We start from the raw sequence: 16,908 nt of genomic DNA, 5'->3' as shown, positions 1-16,908 counted from the left end.
TCATGAGCGGTGAGCGTCGTGGGAGGGGCCGCCTCGGTACCCCTGCCCTGTCCTGCCTGATGGTGCTGCTGCTGGCGACGGGATGGGTGGTCTCCGGCAAGCTGGTCAGCGACACCCCGCCGCTCGCGGTGGCGGCCGGCCGCACCGCGGCGAGCTTCCTCGTCATCAGCGCGATCTCCGCGCTGCGGCCCCGGACATGGACCGCGATCCGGGTCACCGGCGGCCGCCGCGGGGCCGTGGTGCTGCTCGCGTTCCTGGGCTTCTTCGCCTACTACACGGGCACCCTGCTGGGCATCGACCGGATGGGTGCCTCCAGGGTCGGCCTCGTGGTGTCCCTCCTCCCCTGCATCACCTTCGTGATCGGCATCGTCGCGTTCCGGGAACAGGCGGGCACCCGCCGGGTCCTGGGAACGCTGCTCGCCGTCGCGGCGGCCCTCGGCTACGCGCTGGAAGACGGCCCGGCGCGCGGCGACGCCGGAACCGGAGTACTCGTCGCCGGGGTCCTCTTCGCCCTCGCCGGCACGTTCGCGTACGCCCTGTACGGCTACGTCTACCGCAAGCACATGTCCGACGTCCCGCCGCTGGCCGCCCTTCCGGCGGTCACCGGCGCGGGCACGGTCATGCTCGGGGCGGCCGCGGCCGTATGGGTCCCACTGGGCGACATCAGCGCCGCCCAGTGGGCCGGGGTCGCCGTGCTGGGCGCGGTACTGACGGCGCCCGTCTTCGTCATCTCCCATGAACTGATCCTCCGCAAGGGCCCCCTGTTCACCTCCTCCGTCGCACTGGTGGTGCCGTTCCTGGTGCGCCTGGGGGAGTGGGCGTGGGGTGAGGCGGACGCTCCCGGCCCCGCCTCGATCCTCTTCCTCGCACTCTGCTCGGCGGGCGTGTGGATGACCGTCGCCCCGGTCCGCGTGCAGGCCGTGGAGGAAGACCGGCCCCTGAGCCCGACCCAGACCGAAAGAAGCACATCGTGACAGAGCCACACCCCCCACGCCCCACCGTCGTCCTGGTCTACCAGCGCACCTCGCTGCCCTGGATCTTCGAGGGCGCGCAACGGGCCGGGATCGACATCGTCCTGGTCCCGCGCCCCGACGAGTCCGTCTCCCCGGACCGTCTGCCGCCCGCCGTGGTGGAACTGCTCCCGCTGGACGTGGAGGGGGATCCCGCCAAGGCCCTCAGCGTCCTGAAGCAACGCCACGAGAGCGCCCCGTTCGACGGCATCACGACGCTCTACGACCCCGCGGTGCCCTTCGTCGCCGACGTGGCCGAGGCCCTCGGCCTTCCGGGTCTGGGCCGCGAGACGGCCCGGGCCGTGCAGGACAAGCGGATCATGCGCCGCCGGCTGGCCGAAGCGGGCCTGAACGTACCCGGCTTCGTCACCGTGGACGACCCGGGCACGTGGACCGACGCCACCCGCCTCACGTTCCCGGTGGTGGTCAAGCCGGCCAACGGCTTCTCCAGCCTCGGGGTGACCAAGGCCGACAGCCCGGAGCAGCTCGCCGCCGTGGTGGACGAGGTGTGGGAGGTCTGCCGGAACAGTCTGAACCGCGTCGCGGGGCTCGTCGTCGAGGAGTACCTGGACGGCCCGGAATTCGCCGTGGAGTCCCTCGCGCACCGCGGCGAGGTCCAGGTGCTGTCCATCGGCTACAAGGGCGAGCCGACCGGCCCGCACTTCGAAGAGGGCGTCTACCGGGCGCCGGCCGCGCTGGCGCCCCACGTCCAGGAGGCCGTGGTGCGCGAGGTCGTCGCCGCCCACTCGGCCCTCGGGGTGAGCGACGGGCCGACCCACACCGAACTGCGGCTGCGCGGCGGCGAGCGTCCCTACCTGCTGGAACTCGGCGCCCGCATCGGCGGCTCCGGCGTCTCCCACTACATCGCCGGACACGTCACCGGAGCCGATCTGGCCGCGGACGCCCTGCGCGTCGCCGCCGGGCTCGGCCCCGCCCCCCTGCCCGGACCGCCGGCGCAGCCGGCCCGGGCCACCGGTGCGGCCGCCAACTACATCGTGCCCTGCGGTGGCTCCGGACGGATCACCGCCATCCACGGCCTGGACGAACTGGCCGCGGACCCCCGGGTGGACCACATCGTCCAGATGCTGCATCCGGGTGACGTCGTACGGCCCTACCCCGAGTTCACCGGCTATCCGGCGTTCGTCCTCTCCCACCACCCCTCCACCGAGGACGCCGAGGCGTTCCACCGCACCATCGAGGAGATCGTCCGCATCGAATACGCACCGGTGGAGGGCGCGCAGTGAGCGCTCCGGCTCTCGACGACCGTGACGGTCACATCTGGCTGGACGGCCGGTTCGTCCCCTGGCGGGACGCCCGCCTGCACGTGCTCAGCCACGGTCTCCACTACGGCGGCGGTGTCTTCGAAGGAGAACGCGTCTACGACGGTCACGTCTTCAAACTGACCGAGCACTCGCAGCGGCTGCACGACTCGGCGCGTGAACTGGGCTTCGACATCCCCTTCTCCGTCGCCGAGCTGGACGAGGCGACGCTCGAACTCGTCGCCCGGCAGGGCATCGGCGACGGCTACGTCCGGCCGGTGGCATGGCGGGGCAGCGAGCAGATCAGCGTGGCCGGTGCGGGCACCTCCGTCCATGTCGCGATCGCCACGTGGGAGTGGCCGCACGTCTTCTCCGCCGGGGCCAGGAACAGCGGCATCCGGCTGGGGACCTCGCGCTGGCGGCGCCCGGCGCCGGACACCGCGCCCGTCCGGGCCAAAGCGGCCTCCCTGTACAACATCTGCACCCTGGCACGGGACGCCGCCGACGCCGCCGGCTTCGACGACGCGCTGCTCCTGGACTACCGGGGACTCGTCGCGGAGGCCACGGGAGCCAACCTCTTCCTCGTGGCGGGGGACGAGCTGCACACCCCCACCGCGGACTGCTTCCTCGCGGGCATCACCCGGGCGACCGTGCTCGATCTCGCGCGCGAGGCCGGAATCCGCGTCGTCGAACGTCATGTCCGGCCCGAGGAGCTGGGCGGGTTCGACGAGTGCTTCCTCACCGGCACGGCCTACGAGGTGCAGCCCGTCCGGTCGATCGACGCGCACGAGTACCGGGTGGGCAGGACGACGACCGCCCTGATGGAGGCGTACACCGAGCTGGTCCACTCGGCCGGCCGGGCCGCCGCTCTGCGCTGAGTGCTGCCGGGGCCGGCCGGGCAAGGTCCGGCCCCGGCGAGCCCGCCGCCCGAGCGGCGCGCGCCGCGTCCCGTCCGGTCACGATCACCTCCGTGCGCTGCGTCCTCGACGAGAGCGGCGTGCCAAAACGCGGCAGGTGGACCCGCATGGGCCACACTCGAGGGCGCACGGGCCCGAATACATCAAGCCCCGCAGGGGGTATGACTACAGCCACCGCGGGGCGCGTGACCCGGATCCCCACCGACCTGAAGGGGCGTGCGCACATGCCGGACCACACGAGCGGCGACACCGCGGACCGCGTCGAGCTCGCTCCCGGCGAGGTCCCCTCCGACGGCCGCTTCGCCAATCCCGACCTGCTGCCCGTACCCGTCGAGGCCAGGCGCTGGACGACGTACAACTTCACGGCCCTGTGGGTCGGCATGGCGCACAACATCCCCTCCTGGCTGCTCGCCTCCGGGCTGGTGGCCCTGGGGATGGACTGGAAGCAGGCCGTCTTCACCATCGCGCTGGCCAACCTCATCGTGCTGGTCCCGATGCTGCTGACCGGGCACGCCGGCCCCAAGTACGGGATCCCGTTCCCGGTGCTGGCCCGGGCCTCGTTCGGGGTGCGCGGGGCCAATCTGGCCGCGCTGATCCGGGCCGCCGTGGCCTGCGCCTGGTTCGGGATCCAGACCTGGATCGGCGGGTCGGGGATCTACGTCCTGCTCGGCGAGATCTTCGGGGGCTGGTCGGAGGCGGAGAAGATCGCCGGGCAGCCCTGGCCGCTGTGGCTGTGCTTCATCCTCTTCTGGGCCCTCGAACTCGCGATCATCTACCGCGGGATGGAGACCCTGCGGCGCTTCGAGAACTGGGCCGCGCCCTTCGTCATCGTCGGCGCGCTCGTGCTGCTGGTGTGGATCGGTGTGAAGGCGGGCGGGTTCGGCGAGCTGCTCGACCAGCCGTCCAAGCTCGGCTGGGGCGAGGACTTCTGGCCGGTCTTCTTCCCGTCGCTGATGGGGATGATCGCCTTCTGGTCCACGCTCTCGCTCAACATCCCGGACTTCACCCGCTTCGGTGCCGGCCAGCGCTCCCAGATCCTCGGACAGACGCTGGGGCTGCCGACGACGATGACCCTCTTCGCACTGCTGTCGGTATTCGTCACCTCCGGCTCGGAGGCGGTGTACGGGACCCCGATCTGGGACCCGGTGGAGCTGGTCGCCAAGGCGGACAGCACCTTCGGGCTGCTGTACGCCCTGGTCACGGTGCTCGTGGCGACGATCTCGGTGAACATCGCGGCCAACGTCGTCTCCCCGGCGTACGACCTGGCCAACCTGGCCCCCCGCGTGATCAACTTCCGCAGGGGTGCGCTGATCACGGGCGTGGTCGGCGTACTGATCATGCCGTGGAAGCTGACCTCCACCCCCGAGCTGTACATCTTCACCTGGCTCGGCCTGGTCGGCGGCCTGCTCGGCACGGTCGCCGGCATCCTCATCGCGGACTACTGGATCGTGCGGCGCACCCGGCTCGCGCTGCCCGACCTGTACCGGGAGGGCGGCCCGTACTGGTACACGGGCGGCTGGAACTTCCGGGCGCTGGCGGCCTTCGCGGTCGGCGGGGTGCTGGCCATCGGCGGTTCCCACTCCGCCCCCGGCAAGGGACCCTTCCCCGAGGAAGGCCTGATCCCCCTCCTGAAGCCGCTCGCGGACTACGGCTGGGCGGTGGGCGTGGCCTCGTCCCTCCTCCTGTACACGGCCCTCATGCCCAGGGAACACCCCGACCGCTGACGCCCCGCCCCTTGCCCGTGGCACCCCGAGTCCACCTGGAGTCCAGCCGGCGGACGCCGATTGTCGGTGGGGTTTGTCAGCCGGGCGTGGTGTGATGGGGGCATGATCGAAGAGTTCCTGGCCCAAGACCTGTCCGCAGTGGAAGAAGCGGTCCGCAAGGCGGCGGCGGTCGAGATCATGCCGAGATTCCGGCAGCTCGCCGAGCACGAGGTGGACCAGAAGAGCGGTCCGCACGACCTGGTGACCGTCGCCGACCGCAAGGCCGAGGAGCACCTCACGGCCTCGCTGACGCACCTGCTGCCCGGCTCCGCCGTGGTCGGCGAGGAGGCCGTGCACGCCGACCCGACCGTGTACGGGGCGCTGCGCGCCGACGCGCCGGTCTGGATCGTCGACCCCGTCGACGGCACCCGGCAGTTCGTCGCCGGCGACCCGGCCTTCTGCACCCTGGTGGCCCTGGCCCACCGCGGGGAGATCCTCGCCTCCTGGACCTTCGCCCCGGCGCTGGACGAGCTGGCGACCGCCGTGCGCGGGCAGGGCGCGTACGTCAACGGCGAGCGGATCCACAGCGGTTCGCCGGAGCCGGGCGCCGCGCTGCGCGTCGCCATGGCCCACCCGCTGTACACCTCCGACCAGGACAAGCGGACCCTGGCCCGCCTCGACGTGCCCGGGGTCGCCGCCCGGCCCTGCGGCTCCGCCGGTCTGGAGTACCTGAAGGTGGCCCGCGGCGAGATGGACGGCCTCGCCTTCACCTGGCCCTCGGCGTGGGACCACGCGGCCGGCCTGTTGCTGGTCGCCGAGGCGGGCGGCGCGCAGAGCACCGTCGCCGGGGTCCCCTTCCGGGTGGACCGGGACAACGAGCTGCCGTTCGCCGTGGGGCGCGACGAGGCCACGACCGCACGGATCCGCGACCTGCTGCGCGGGGCGTAGCACGGTCCGACCGGGCCGCGGCCGGGGCCCTGGTGGACGGGCCGAATATCCTGGAGGCGCAGCCGCCGCCGGACGAAGGAGTCTCAAGGTGCCGTCGATTCTCGATGCGGTCGTGGTGGGGGCGGGGCCCAACGGGCTGACGGCCGCCGTCGAGCTGGCCCGGCGCGGCTTCTCGGTGGCCGTGTTCGAGGCCGCGGAGACGGTCGGCGGCGGGGCCCGTACCGAGGAGCTCACCCTCCCGGGCTTCCGGCACGACCCCTGCTCGGCCGTGCACCCGCTCGGCATCGGCTCGCCGGTGTTCGCCACCATGCCGCTGAAGCGGTACGGCCTGGAGTGGCTGCACGCCCCGCTGCCCATGGCGCACCCGTTCGACGACGGCACGGCAGCCGTGCTCTCCCGCTCCGTCTCCGAGACGGCGGCCTCCTTCGGGCCGCGCGATGCGGGCACGTACCGGCGGCTGGTGCAGCCGTTCCTCGGCAAGTGGGACACCCTCGCCCGGGACTTCATGTCCCTGCCCTCGACCGCCCTGCCCCGGGACCCCGTCACCCTGGCCCGCTTCGGGCTCGCCGGACTGCCGCCCTCCACCTGGCTGCTGAACCGCTTCCAGGACGAGCGGGCGCGGGCGCTGCTCGCCGGGCTCGTCGCGCACGTCATCGCCCCGCTGGGCGGGATCGCCACGAGCGCCGTCGGCCTGGTCTTCGCCCTGGCCGCACACGCCAACGGCTGGCCGATGCCGCGCGGCGGCTCGCAGGCGGTCCCGGACGCCCTCGCCGGATACCTGCGCGACCTCGGCGGCACGATCCACACCGGCTTCGAGGTCAAACGCCTCGACGACCTGCCGCCGGCCCGGGCGTACGTCTTCGACACCTCGCCGACCGCGCTCGCCCGGATCGCCCGGCTGGGGCGCGTGTACGACGGCTACCGGTACGGCGCCGGCGTCTTCAAGATCGACTACGCCCTGTCCGGGCCCGTGCCCTGGACCGCCGAGGCGCCGCGCCGGGCCGGCACCGTCCAGATCGGCCCGCGCGCCCGCGACATCGACGCCGCCCTCCAGCTCGCCACGGGCGGGCGCGCCCCCCGCAACCCCTTCCTGATCACCGCCCAGCCCAGCCTGGCCGACCCCGGCCGGGCGCCCGAGGGCAAGCACGTGTTCTGGGCGTACGGGCACGTCCCCGCGGGCTGGGGCGGCAACCTCACCGACGCCGTGGAGCGCCAGATCGAGCGCTTCGCCCCCGGCTTCCGCGACCTGGTGCTGGCCCGCGCCACCGCCGGCCCGCCGGAACTGGCCGCCCGCAACCCCAACTACATCGGCGGAGACATCGCCTGCGGCGCCGCCTCCGGGATCCAGCTGCTGCTGCGGCCCAAGCTGTCCCTGTTCCCGTACACGACGGCCCACCCGGCCGTCTTCCTCTGCTCCTCGGCGACCCCGCCCGGCCCCGGCGTGCACGGCATGTCCGGGCACAACGCGGCCAAGGCGGTGTGGCGCCACCTGCGAAAGGCCTCCTGATGGTGCGCATCACCCTCGTCCAGGGCGACATCACCGCCGAGCACGCGGACGCGATCGTCAACGCGGCGAACTCCTCGTTGCTCGGCGGCGGGGGCGTGGACGGCGCCATCCACCGGCGTGGCGGCCCGGAGATCCTGGACGCGTGCCGGGCGCTGCGCGCCTCCCAGTACGGCAAGGGCCTCCCGACGGGCCGGGCCGTGGCCACGACGGCGGGCCGGCTCCCGGCCGACTGGGTGATCCACACGGTGGGCCCGGTCTGGTCCCGGGAGGAGGACCGCTCGGAGCTGCTGGTCTCCTGCTACCGCGAGTCCCTGCGGGTCGCGGCCGAGCTGGGCGCCCGTACGGTCGCCTTCCCGGCGATCTCGACCGGCATCTTCGGCTGGCCGATGGACGACGGCGCCCGGATCGCAGTGGAAACGGCCCGCGCAGCCGCGGCGCCGCCCGTGGAGGAGGTCCGCTTCGTCCTCTTCGACGAGAAGGCGTACGCGACTTTCGAGGCGGCCCTGGGGTAGGCGGGCTTCCTCCGGCGGAAGTGGCCGGGGGTGTCGGTGGAGGTCGCTAGGCTTCTGGGATGAGCCTTGTCGACGCGCCCACCGAGACCCCCGATGCCCTGCAGGTGCTGCACCGCGTCTTCGGATACGACTCCTTCCGCGGTGAGCAGCAGCAGATCATCGAGCACGTGGCCGGTGGTGGCGACGCGCTGGTGCTGATGCCGACCGGCGGCGGCAAATCGCTCTGCTACCAGATCCCGGCGCTGGTCAGAGCCGGTACGGGCGTGGTGATCTCGCCGCTGATCGCGCTCATGCAGGACCAGGTGGACGCCCTGACCGCCCTCGGGGTGCGGGCAGGGTTCCTCAACTCGACGCAGGACCCGTACGAGCGGCAGGCCGTCGAGCAGGCCTTCCTCGCCGGCGAGCTGGACCTCCTCTACCTGGCCCCCGAGCGGCTGCGGACCGAGGGCACGCAGCGGCTGCTCGACCGGGGCACGGTGTCCCTCTTCGCGATCGACGAGGCGCACTGCGTCGCCCAGTGGGGCCACGACTTCCGGCCCGACTACCTCGCGCTGTCCATGCTGCACGAGCGCTGGCCCAAGGTGCCGCGGATCGCGCTGACCGCGACGGCGACCGAGGCCACGCACGCCGAGATCGCGGCCCGGCTGGGCCTGGCGGAGGGGGACGCCCGGCACTTCGTGGCCAGCTTCGACCGGCCGAACATCCAGTACCGGATCGCTCCCAAGAACAACCCGACGCGGCAGCTGCTGGAGCTGATCCGCTCCGAGCACGACGGGGACGCCGGGGTCGTCTACTGCCTCTCGCGCGCCTCCGTGGAGAAGACGGCCGCGTTCCTGGTGGAGAACGGCATCGACGCGGTCGCGTACCACGCGGGCATGGACGCCCGTACGCGCGCGGCGAACCAGGCGCGCTTCCTGCGGGAGGACGGCGTCGTGGTGGTGGCCACGATCGCGTTCGGCATGGGCATCGACAAGCCGGACGTGCGCTTCGTGGCCCACCTGGACCTGCCCAAGTCGGTCGAGGGCTACTACCAGGAGACCGGCCGCGCCGGCCGTGACGGCGAGCCGGCCACGGCCTGGCTCGCGTACGGCCTCCAGGACGTGGTGCAGCAGCGCAAGATGATCGAGGGCTCCGAGGGAGACGAGACGCACCGCCGCTCGCTGGCCGCGCACCTCGACGCGATGCTCGCGCTCTGCGAGACGGTCGAGTGCCGCCGGGTGCGGCTGCTGGCGTACTTCGGGCAGGCGGCGGCCGGGCCGTGCGGGAACTGCGACACGTGCCTGACGCCGGCCGAGTCCTGGGACGGCACGGTCGCGGCGCAGAAGCTGCTGTCCACGGTGTGGCGGCTGGCCAAGGAGCGCCGGCAGAAGTTCGGTGCCGGTCAGATCATCGACATCCTCCAGGGCAAGAAGACGGCCAAGGTCATCCAGTTCGACCACGACGGCCTGTCGGTCTTCGGGGTGGGGGCGGATATGAGCACGGCGGAATGGCGCGGTGTCGTACGCCAGCTGCTGGCCTCGGGGCTGCTGGCGGTCGAGGGGGACTACGGGACGCTGGTGCTCACGGACGCCAGCGGCGAGGTGCTGGGCGGCCGCCGCAGCGTGCCGATGCGCAAGGAGGCGGCGCCGGCCGCGGCGTCCCGCAAGTCCTCCGGCTCGGGCTCCGGCTCCGGGAAGGCCGGGCGGGTCCCGGTCGACCTGCCGGCGGCGGCCGTGCCGGTCTTCGAGGCCCTGCGCGCCTGGCGGGGCGCGACGGCGAAGGAGCAGGGCGTGCCGGCGTACGTGGTCTTCCACGACGCGACGCTGCGGGAGATCGCGACCCGGCTGCCCGCCACCGCCGAGGAGCTGGGCACGATCAGCGGCGTGGGCGAGGCGAAGCTCGCCAAGTACGCCGAGGGGATCCTCGACACCCTGGCCGAGAGCGGTGCCACCGCGGCCCCGTCGTCCCCGCCCCCGCCCCGGGCGGCAGCGCCGGAGCCCGCAGCCCCGCACGCCGACGAGGAACCGCCCTTCGACTTCGACGAGACGGACCCGCCCTGGGACGACTGGGAGTAGCCCGAGCCGCAGGCCGCGGGAGGGGGAGCCGGTCTGAGGATCACGCCGCGTCGGCGGTGCCGTCCTCGTCCGGGTCCTCGTCCTCGGCCTCCTCGGCGTGCGCGGGGCACGGGGGGCACAGGCGCGCGTACTCCGCCATCACCTCCTCGACCGTCTCCCTCTGCTTGCGCTCGCACGCCTTCCTGCGCATCTCCTCCTTGCAGACGAGCTCGGCGCGGGCGCCCTACAGTACGGCGATCGCCTGCCAGCCCTTGAGCACGCACAGCAGCGCCCGGCACAGGCAGTCGACGAACTCGGAGACCGTCTCGAAGCCCCGCCACGCCTCCGTGATGCGGCGCAGCAGCACCAGCAGGCGCGCGTAGAGGCGTACGACGTCCTTGCCCAGGACCGCGTCGCAGACGTCCGCCAGCAGCTGGGCCGCCTCGGTCCTGATCTTCGCGGCGCGTTCGGGCAGCGCCGTCAGCTCGCCGTCCAGGGCGGTGAAGCAGGCCGCGGCCTTCAGGGTGTCCGCCGTGTACCGGGCGATGCGTGCCGAGAGCGTCGCGACCGTGTCGTCCCGCCCGACCGTGTCGTCGAACTCGCACCCGCAGTCGTCCACGCAGCAGCCCCAGCCGCCCTGGCACCTGCGGATGTCGTCGAAGACCTTGTCGACGGCCTGCTGCAGACAGTGGCGCTGCTCGTGGGTGACCCGGCAGCGGATCTGCTCACGGACCTTGCCGAGCGTCGCCGCCGCCTCGTCCAGATCGGTCTTCGCGGCCAGCCGGGCCGTCGTGTACTGGGTCCGGGCGCTGTTGAACTTCTCCTGGAACTCCCGCAGCTGGGGCAGGTGTTCCTGGGTGACCTCGGCCCGGCGCTGGATGCCCGCGGCGACGCAGGCGAGTTCGTCGATCGCGCCGGGATCGCAGCCGCCGGTGCCGGTCGGGGGGTGGTGCGCGGTGCTGCTCATGGTGGGCTCTCCTGGGTGAGGGGGCAGGCGCACCCGAGTGTGGGCCGGGCGGTGTCACCGGTTCGTCGCCCGGCCATCGCCGCCGCCGGCCCGCGCAACGCCCCCGTGACGGGAGGGGCCGCAGCATCGGCCCATGGCTGGATACCGGGCACTCGCCGCCGTGGGGCGCAGCGTCGTCGCGCTGCTCAACCGGCGCTTCGCCGAGGAGATCCCCGCGGGGCGCCGCCCGGAGGCCGTCCTCGCCGGGCCCGTCGACTTCGACAAGGTGGACACCCCGGGCTCCGTCATCCGCAACCCGGCGGTGTCCGTCTACTGCTACCGGCTGAGCATCGACCGCGAGACCCGGCCCGCGCTGGCGGCGATGGCGGCCCAGGACGGGCTGCCCCGGCTGCCGTTGCGGATGCACCTGATGATCGCCGCCTGGGACCAGTTCGTGGAGGCGGAGCTCGAATGGCTGGGGCTGGTCGCCCGGGTCCTGGAGAGCGAGGGCCTGCTGACCGGGCCGCTGCTGCACCCGAGCGGGGACTGGCTGGCCGGGGACTCGGTGCAGATCGTCCCCGACGAACTGGCGATGGACTCGATGAGCGAGGCCTTCCAGGCGATGACCACCGACTACCGGCTCTGTCTGCCGTACGTCGCCCGGGTCATCCGGATCGACGGGCCGGCCGGGACCGCCGCGGGCGAGGTCACCGTCGTCACCGCCGGGACGGCGCCGGAGCCGCTCCGATGACGCCGGGAACCGGCGGTTCCGGCGGGCCGGACCGGCGGATCACCGTGGAGGCGGGCCGGGTCGACGTACTGCACCGGCTCGCGCTGGCCGTCCGGCCGCTCGACGCCAGGAGCCGCGCCGCCGCCGGGCCGGGACTGCGCGTGGGGTACGAGGACCACCCCGCCCCCGGGCGCCGACAGCGCGGGGAGGACCTCGTCCGGCCGCTCGAAGGGCACGGCGCCACCGGATTCGTGCTGCGCCACGCCACCGCGGGCAGCCTTCCCGCCGCCGTCACCGTACGCGTCGACGACCCCGCGCGCCGCTGGATACCGCGCCGTTTCGCCGTACCACTGTGGACCCGGGCCGAACTCTCCGGCTCCGACGAGCAGCCGCCCACCGCACCCCATGTCCGCGCCGACGCCCGGCTGCTGGTCCCCTGGCTGCTGCCCGGCCCCGGCTACCCCGTACCGGAGGGCACGACCGGGCTGCGGTTCCGCGTCACCCGCCCGGACCCCGGCGGGACCCCCGTGCGCTGGCCGCGGGTGGACGCCTTCGGGCCCGGGGGCGTCCCGCTCGGCTGGGCCCACGGGGACGAGCACGGCCAGGTGCTGCTGCTGATCGACGGGGTCGGCGTGCTCACGTACCCGGCGCCCTCCCGGTTCGCCGTCGCGCTGCGCACGCACGCCCCGGACCCGCCGGCCGACCCCGGCACGGATCCGGCGGCCGGTCCGCCGGCCGATGCGCTGGCCGGACTCGTCGCCGAGCCCGTCGTCCGCAGTGCCAACCCGCCCCGCCCGCAGGACCTCGACAACGAGGTGCTCCGCGGCACCACCCGCCCCGCCGGGTACCGCACCGCCGCCGCGGACACCGTCCGCACCCTCACCGTCGGCCGGGTGGTCCGCGCCGCCGACCTGCCGCACACCCCCGCCTGACCCGTGACCGAGGAGACCCGTACATGCCCGAGTACCTGACCCCCGGCGTCTACGTCGAGGAGACCAGCTTCCGCTCACGGTCCGTCGAGGGCGTGCCGACCAGCACGTTCGCCATGGCGGGGCGCACCGCCTACGGCCCCGTCCCGTACATCCTGCCGGGCGGTCCCACCGTGCTGCCCGGGCCGGCGCTGGTCACCAGCTTCACCGAGTACGAACGGGCCTTCGGCGGGCTGAAGATCGGCGAAGACGACTGCCAACTCGCCCTCGCCGCCCGCGCCTTCTTCGCCAACGGTGGGCGCAGGCTCTACGTGTCCCGGGTCTTCCCCTTCGTCCGTACGAGCGCCGCCGAGGACGCACCCCCCGCCGTCGACGCCAACTTCGCCTCCCTGGCCGTCCCCGCACAGGGCACCCCACTGCTGTACTGGCGGGCCCGCTGGCCGGGCTCGGCAGGCGCCAGGATCTCCGTCACGGTGACCTTCCGGCGCGGCAAGAACATCCTCGTCGCCGGCAGCGACGGAGCGCCCCGGCTCACCGGCGTGCAGCAGGGCGCCGCCGTGGAGGTCGTCCAGCTGAGCGGCGGGACGGTGCCGTCCCCCGCCGACGACACACCGCCGGTGCCCGACAAGGTCAGGACCGTCATCCGGCGCGCCGACGGAGTCCTCGGGTACCTGAAGGGACGCAGCGAGTTCGAGCCCGTCGCCGCCGGAACCGCCGCCTTCCACCTGACGCTCGCCGTCACCGTACGCCTGGACGACCGCGTCGACGTCTACAACGAGCTGGAGCTCGACGACCGGCACCCGCGCTCGGTGGGCCACGTACTCCAGGCCGCCGACCCGGCCGACGAGTTCTCCCTCGTCTGGCTGGACACCGTGCAGCCCGCGCCCGGAGCGCCCCCGCCGACCCCCGGCGCCCGGCTCGCCGCCCTCCTCACCCTCGGGCAGCCCGGCGCCCACCTGACCCAGGGCGGCGACGGGCTCGAGCTTTCGGCGCAGGACCTGGGCGGCAAGGAGGCCAACCCGGACAGCCTCACCGACCCCGCGCGCGGGCTCGGTGCCCTCGCCGAGATCGACGACATCGCCATCGTCGCCCTCCCGGACACCGTCAGCCTGAAGGCCGACGCCCAGAAGACCGCGGTGGACCTCCTCATCGGACACTGCGAGCGGCTGCGCTACCGGATGGCGATCGTCGACCCGCCCCGCGACAGCTCGATCTCCGAAGTGCGCCGGTTCCGCGCCCAGTTCGACACCAAGTACGCCGCCCTCTACTACCCCTGGGTCCGGATCACCGACCCGAGCCGCCGTCCCGACCCGGGCGCACCGTCGCCGGTCCTGGAGGTACCGCCCTGCGGGTACGTCGCCGGCATCTACGCCCGCAGCGACGTCGAGCGCGGTGTGCACAAGGCCCCGGCCAACGAAGTCCTCCTCGGCGTCAACGACTTCACCGCGAACGTGACCTACGACCGGCAGGCCGTCCTCAACCCGGAGGGCATCAACGCCCTGCGCTTCTTCGAGGGCCGGGCCCGGCGCGTGTGGGGCGCCCGGACGATGAGTTCGGACCCGGAGTGGAAGTACGTCAACGTGCGCCGGCTCTTCATCTACCTGGAGCACTCCATCGAGAAGTCCACCCAGTGGGCGGTGTTCGAGCCGAACAACGAGCGGCTGTGGGCCTCCGTCCGGCAGACCGTCGAGGACTTCCTGATCGCCGTCTGGCGGACCGGCGCCCTGATCGGCACCAAGCCCGAGGAGGCCTTCTTCGTCCGCTGCGACCGCACCACCATGACCCAGAACGACCTCGACAACGGGCGGCTGATCTGCCTGATCGGCGTGGCACCCACCTACCCCGCCGAGTTCGTCGTGTTCCGCATCGGACAGTTCACGGCCGACGCGCAGCGCAGCTGACGCCGACCCCGGCACTGACGGGCCCAGAAGAGCGGGAGAGCACGCATGGCCACGCGCAACAACCCCTACGGAGCCTTCAACTTCCTCGTCAAACTCGGCGACACCGCCGGCGAGGACCAGATCGCCGGCGGCTTCTCCGACTTCAGCGGAGCCGGCAACGAGGTGAAGTTCTCCGAGTACCGCAACGGCAACGACCCCGAGAACCACGTCCGCAAGATCGCCAACACCAATACGACGAACGACGTCACCGTCAAGCGCGGCATCATCGGCGACCTGCGCCTCTTCAACTGGATCAAGGCCACCCGCGAGGGCGCGTACGACGCCCGCACCGTCACCGTCACCCTGCACGACGAGGGACGCCGGCCGGTCTGCGCCTGGGTGCTGCGCGCCGCCCAGCCAAAGAAGTGGGTCGGCCCCACCCTCACGGGGAAGGGCGGCGGGGAGGTCGCGATGGAGGAGCTCCACCTCGTCGCCGAGCGCATCGACTTCCAGTCCCTGTGAGCCCCGCCGGATTCGCCGGACTGCGCCTCGGGGCGCCCGGGGTGTACCGCGACGCGCGCCGGGCGGCGGCCTCCTTCCGGCCGGTGCGGCTGGACGTCGCCGGGTTCGTCGGCGTGGCACCCCGCGGGCCCGTCGACGAGCCCGTCGCCGTCGCCCGCTGGAGCGACTACCAGCAGTACTTCGGCGGCTTCGAGGGGCCCGGGCTGCTGCCCCACGCGGTACGGGCCTTCTTCGCGCAGGGCGGGGTGCGGGCCCACGTCCTGCGGGTGGCGCCGCTGCCGCGGGCTCCGCATCCCGCCGCCGAGGAGGCCTGCGCCCTGCACCGGATCACGCTGGCCCGCGCGGACGCCCCCGGCGCCGGCCCCGGCAGCGCGACGCCCTGCGAGATCGGGCTGCGCGCCCGGAACGAGGGGAGCTGGGGCGGGCGGCTCTCGGTGCGCTGGGAGTTCACCGGCGCCGGGCAGTTCGAAGCCGCGGTCACCGGCCGGGACCTGGCCCTGCCCGAGGGGCGCACCCCGCCGGCCGGCTCCGTACTGCGCGTACGGGGCGCCGGGCTGCCGCCCGCCGGGAGGTTCTTCCGCATCCTCGAACTGGCCGAGCGCCAGGACGCGTCGGGGCAGCGCCGCCGGGTCGCGGTCCTGGACCGGCCGCCGGGCGGTGACGGCGGCGTGGTCGGAGCCCGGCCGCCGACCGTCGAGGCCGAGCCCGTCACCGCCACCGTCACCGTGGCCGACGGCGACCCCGCCCACCCCCGCCGGGAGCGGTTCGCGGAGCTCGGGCTGGGCCCCGCGCACCCCCGGTACGCCGCCTCCGTACTGGCCGCCGAATCCCTGCTGGTGGCCCCCGACGGGCCGTGGCCCGCAGCACTGCTCCCGCCGGACGCCTTCCTCGGCTCCGCCCTCTCCCGCCCCGTCCGCCCGGGCGCCGATCGCTACGAGGGCATCGGCGCGGACAGCTTCGAGGGGCCGGTCCCCGTCGAACTGCTGCCCGTCGGCGGCGCCGAGAGCGTCGAGGACCCCGGATCCCCCGTGGCCTTCGGCACGGACCGGATGGCACTCGTCCCCGAGGTCGGGCTGCTCTGCGTACCCGATCTGCTGTGGCAGTACGGCGAGGCCCTCCCCACCACCGAGACCCCGCCGCGGGACGTCGGAGCCCGCTTCGCGCCCTGCCCGCCGACGTCCGCCCCCATGACCCTGCACCCGGCGCGCCCGCGCGGCCTGCTCCTGGACAGTGCCGCCCAGCTGCCCGAGATCATCCGGCGCCAGCAGCGGCTCGTCGCCCTCGCGGAGCGCCAACGGCGGTTCGTCGCCCTCCTCGACGTGCCGCCGGGTCTCCCCGTCCGCGCCGTCGCCCGCTGGCGCGCCGCCTTCGACAGCTCGTACGCCGCCGCGTACCACCCCTGGCTCGGCGTCGTCGAGCCCGACGACCCGGACCGCCTGGCCGTGCAGGTCCCGCCCTCCGGGTTCGCCGCCGGGATCATCGCCGCGCGCGAGCGGAGCCTCGGACTGCCCTGGGGCCCGGCCAACGCACTCGCCGCCGGCGCCGTGACGGCGGTGCAGCGGCTCGGCGACGCCGACTGCGACGAGCTGCACCCGCTCGGCATCGACGTGTTCCGCGCCGAACGCGACGGCTACCGGCTCGCCTCGGCCCGCACCCTCTCCCGGGACCCCGACTACGTGCAGCTCAGCGTGCGCCGGCTGATGACCATGCTCCGGCTCGTCCTGGACCGGCAGGCGCAGGGGCTGGCCTTCGAACCCCACACCCCGCAGCTGCGCGAGGAACTGCGCGGAGCCGTCGTCCGGCTGCTGCGCGGCCTGTACCGGAACGGGGCGTTCGCAGGCGACAGCGAGGACGAGGCCTTCTTCGTACGCTGCGACGAACGCCTCAACCCCGGCTGGTCGCAAGGGCTCGGACGGCTGGTCGCCGAGATCGGCGTGGCCCCCGCGCACCCCCTGGAATACCTCGTCCTGCGGATCGCACAGGACGCCGACGGCGCCGTGGCGGTGACATGA

Annotated in this window: 15 protein-coding genes; 13 read left to right on the top strand and 2 right to left on the bottom strand. The window is 73.7% G+C overall.

The genetic code is table 11. The annotated features are described in order from the left end of the window. Window positions 1-2: 2 nt before the first annotated feature. From AB5J51_RS10060 to recQ, 8 genes are all read left to right on the top strand, one after another. A complete protein-coding gene (locus AB5J51_RS10060; RefSeq protein WP_369777481.1) occupies window positions 3-974 on the top strand; it encodes a DMT family transporter in 972 nt (323 codons plus the stop codon). Continuing rightward, a complete protein-coding gene (locus AB5J51_RS10055) occupies window positions 971-2,254 on the top strand; it encodes an ATP-grasp domain-containing protein (protein ID WP_369777480.1) in 1,284 nt (427 codons plus the stop codon). The genes AB5J51_RS10060 and AB5J51_RS10055 overlap by 4 nt, the downstream gene beginning before the upstream one ends. After that, window positions 2,251-3,147, top strand: a complete 897-nt coding sequence (locus AB5J51_RS10050; RefSeq protein WP_369777478.1) for a branched-chain amino acid aminotransferase — start codon at window positions 2,251-2,253, stop codon at window positions 3,145-3,147. Before AB5J51_RS10055 ends, AB5J51_RS10050 begins: the two co-directional genes overlap by 4 nt. Before the next feature lie 263 nt (window positions 3,148-3,410). After that, a complete protein-coding gene (locus tag AB5J51_RS10045) occupies window positions 3,411-4,910 on the top strand; it encodes an NCS1 family nucleobase:cation symporter-1 (protein WP_053786684.1) in 1,500 nt (499 codons plus the stop codon). A gap of 102 nt (window positions 4,911-5,012) precedes the next feature. Further along, complete coding sequence (locus AB5J51_RS10040) at window positions 5,013-5,837, top strand: inositol monophosphatase (protein ID WP_030292987.1); 825 nt, start codon at window positions 5,013-5,015, stop codon at window positions 5,835-5,837. Window positions 5,838-5,925: 88 nt separating this feature from the next. Then, on the top strand, window positions 5,926-7,344 hold the full coding sequence (locus tag AB5J51_RS10035) for an NAD(P)/FAD-dependent oxidoreductase (RefSeq protein WP_053786644.1): 1,419 nt from the start codon (window positions 5,926-5,928) through the stop codon (window positions 7,342-7,344). Continuing rightward, entirely contained in the window at window positions 7,344-7,856 is a 513-nt protein-coding gene (locus tag AB5J51_RS10030) for an O-acetyl-ADP-ribose deacetylase (RefSeq protein WP_107093499.1), read from the top strand. Before AB5J51_RS10035 ends, AB5J51_RS10030 begins: the two co-directional genes overlap by 1 nt. 59 nt (window positions 7,857-7,915) lie before the next feature. After that, window positions 7,916-9,910, top strand: a complete 1,995-nt coding sequence (gene recQ / locus AB5J51_RS10025; protein ID WP_136224450.1) for a DNA helicase RecQ — start codon at window positions 7,916-7,918, stop codon at window positions 9,908-9,910. 40 nt (window positions 9,911-9,950) lie between these two features. Here recQ and AB5J51_RS10020 read toward each other — a convergent pair whose 3' ends face one another. Together AB5J51_RS10020 and AB5J51_RS10015 are read right to left on the bottom strand one after the other, a co-directional pair. Further along, on the bottom strand, window positions 9,951-10,100 hold the full coding sequence (locus AB5J51_RS10020) for a hypothetical protein (RefSeq protein WP_369777477.1): 150 nt from the start codon (window positions 10,098-10,100) through the stop codon (window positions 9,951-9,953). A gap of 33 nt (window positions 10,101-10,133) precedes the next feature. Beyond that, complete coding sequence (locus tag AB5J51_RS10015) at window positions 10,134-10,856, bottom strand: hypothetical protein (RefSeq protein ID WP_369777476.1); 723 nt, start codon at window positions 10,854-10,856, stop codon at window positions 10,134-10,136. 133 nt (window positions 10,857-10,989) lie between these two features. Between AB5J51_RS10015 and AB5J51_RS10010 the strand changes: the two genes are divergently transcribed. From AB5J51_RS10010 to AB5J51_RS09990, 5 genes are read left to right on the top strand one after another with little or no spacing between them, the layout of a single operon-like run. Beyond that, window positions 10,990-11,586: a DUF4255 domain-containing protein gene (locus tag AB5J51_RS10010; RefSeq protein WP_136224449.1), complete on the top strand. Its 597-nt coding sequence runs from the start codon at window positions 10,990-10,992 to the stop codon at window positions 11,584-11,586. Further along, complete coding sequence (locus AB5J51_RS10005) at window positions 11,583-12,497, top strand: hypothetical protein (protein WP_369777475.1); 915 nt, start codon at window positions 11,583-11,585, stop codon at window positions 12,495-12,497. The genes AB5J51_RS10010 and AB5J51_RS10005 overlap by 4 nt, the downstream gene beginning before the upstream one ends. Before the next feature lie 23 nt (window positions 12,498-12,520). Further along, entirely contained in the window at window positions 12,521-14,395 is a 1,875-nt protein-coding gene (locus AB5J51_RS10000) for a phage tail sheath family protein (RefSeq protein WP_369777474.1), read from the top strand. 45 nt (window positions 14,396-14,440) lie between these two features. Further along, window positions 14,441-14,896: a phage tail protein gene (locus AB5J51_RS09995; protein WP_369777472.1), complete on the top strand. Its 456-nt coding sequence runs from the start codon at window positions 14,441-14,443 to the stop codon at window positions 14,894-14,896. Continuing rightward, a complete protein-coding gene (locus AB5J51_RS09990; protein ID WP_369777471.1) occupies window positions 14,893-16,908 on the top strand; it encodes a phage tail sheath subtilisin-like domain-containing protein in 2,016 nt (671 codons plus the stop codon). The genes AB5J51_RS09995 and AB5J51_RS09990 overlap by 4 nt, the downstream gene beginning before the upstream one ends.

Origin of the sequence: Streptomyces sp. R33, assembly GCF_041200175.1 — a bacterium.
GTDB lineage: Bacteria > Actinomycetota > Actinomycetes > Streptomycetales > Streptomycetaceae > Streptomyces > Streptomyces katrae_B.
This window is presented reverse-complemented; position numbering and strand designations above follow the sequence as displayed.